This is a genomic window from Roseateles sp. P5_E11 (assembly GCF_054049355.1).
Genome location: NZ_JBFUMO010000862.1, coordinates 1 through 1,767, shown reverse-complemented (window position 1 = coordinate 1,767; position 1,767 = coordinate 1). Strand labels below are relative to the sequence as shown.

Annotated in this window: 1 protein-coding gene and 2 pseudogenes; all 3 read right to left on the bottom strand. The window is 65.3% G+C overall.

Annotated features, from left to right (window positions below; genetic code table 11):
* Nucleotides 1–261, bottom strand: a pseudogene (locus tag ACXJKR_RS31495) (glycerol-3-phosphate transporter); the annotation flags it as partial.
* A 162-nt stretch (nucleotides 262–423) separates the two neighbouring features.
* Nucleotides 424–1,311, bottom strand: coding sequence for a sn-glycerol-3-phosphate ABC transporter permease UgpA (ugpA, locus tag ACXJKR_RS31490; protein WP_056204156.1), 888 nt, complete (start codon nucleotides 1,309–1,311; stop codon nucleotides 424–426).
* Between the two features lie 85 nt (nucleotides 1,312–1,396).
* Nucleotides 1,397–1,767 (bottom strand): annotated as a pseudogene (locus ACXJKR_RS31485) (sn-glycerol-3-phosphate ABC transporter substrate-binding protein UgpB); the annotation flags it as partial.

Below are 1,767 nucleotides of genomic sequence, written 5' to 3'. Positions count from 1 at the left end.
CACCATGGCCGTCACGAAGCTCACCCACATCATGCGGGCCACCGGCGCGCTGGAGCCCGAACCGGTGCCGCCGCCCAGGGCCGTGGCCATGTTGTCGAGCAGATGGCCGCCGGGCAGCAGCGGCATGGGTGCGTGGACGATGTCCTGGGCCGTGTGGGTGGCGGCGACGAAGGTGATGTAGAGCGGAAAGGCCACCACCACCACGCCTAGAGCCAGGATGGCGTGGGCCAGCCAGTCCAGCCAGGGTTTTCTTTCGACCATCAGAAGGTACCCAGAGGCTCGGCGTGACCGAGCAGACGGGACAGGCGGCCCCAATCGAGGCGCAAAGCACAGCCGTAGCTCGTGCTACGGCGAGCATTTGCAACGACKAGTGGGGGTGTCTGGGCTGGATGAGCGGGCATGTCGGGCCTTTGGGTACCTTCTCTAGTAGTTCACTTTCTTCTCGACGAAGCGGAACTGCAGGATGGTCAGGCTGACGACGATGACCATCAGCACCACGCTCTGCGCCGCCGAGCCACCCAGGTCCAGGGCCTTGAAGCCGTCGTGATAGACCTTGTAGACCAGGATGGCCGTCTCCTTGCCGGGGCCGCCTTGCGTGGCGGCGTCGACGATGCCGAAGGTGTCGAAGAAGGCGTAGACGATGTTGATCACCAACAGGAAGAAGCTGGTGGGCGAGAGCAGCGGGAAGGTCACGTCCCAGAAGCGCCGCCAGGGGCTGGCGCCGTCGATGGCGGCCGCCTCGATGAGCGAGCGCGGAATGGACTGCAGGCCGGCCAGGAAGAACAGGAAGTTGTAGGAGATCTGCTTCCACACCGCGGCCATGACGATCAGCGTCATGGCGTGGTCGGGGTTGAGCAGGTGGTTCCAGTCGTAGCCCAGGGCCCGCAGCCCATAGGCCACGATGCCGATGGACGGCGCGAACATGAAGAGCCACAGCACGCCGGCGATGGCCGGCGCCACGGCATAGGGCCAGATCAGCAGGGTCTTGTAGATGCCCGCGCCGCGCACCACGCGGTTGGCCATGACGGCCAGCAGCAGAGAAATCGACAGGCCCAGCACCGCCACCAGCAAGGAGAAAACCGCCGTGGTCTTGAACGAGTCGAGATAGCTCGCGTCGGCCCACAGCGCCTTGAAGTTGTCCAGGCCAACCCATTCGGTTGACAGGCCGAAGGCATCCTGCTGCTGCAGCGACTGCAGCAGCGCCTGGGCCGCCGGCCAGAAGAAGAACACGCCGATGACCGCCGCCTGCGGCGCCAGCAGCAGCCACGGCAGCCAGCGGGAGCGGAAGACGACGCGTTTTTCTTGCGCCATGTCAGTGCCCGCTCGGCCGTCCGGAGGGCACTGGCGCCCCCTCGGGGGGCAGCGAGTATGGCGAGCGTGGGGGCCTCATCTCAGTTCAGAGCTTGGCCGTTCTAGCGAATTTTTCGAGCTGCTCGTTGCCGCGCTGAATGGCGGCATCGATACCTTCCTTCGCGGTCTTCTTGCCGGCCCAGATCAGCTCGAATTCCTCATCGACGATGGTGCGGATCTGCGGGTGGTTGCCCAGGCGCACGCCACGCGACTTGTCGGTGGTCTTGCGGATCATCTGGTTGACGGCCACGTCGCTGCCCGGGTTGGCCTTGTAGAAGCCGCTGGCCTCGGTAGCAACAAAGGCCGCCTTGGTGGCCGGCAGGTAGCCGGTGCGCTTGTGGCTTTCCGAGGCGACATCGGCCCGCGCCAGGTATTCGAAGAACTTGGCCACGCCCTTGTACTCGGCCGGCTTCTTGC

Excerpts from the sequence above, each read along its gene's own strand:
- ugpA (WP_056204156.1), bottom strand. The coding sequence starts at position 1,311 with ATGGCGCAAGAAAAACGCGTCGTCTTCCGCTCCCGCTGGCTGCCGTGG.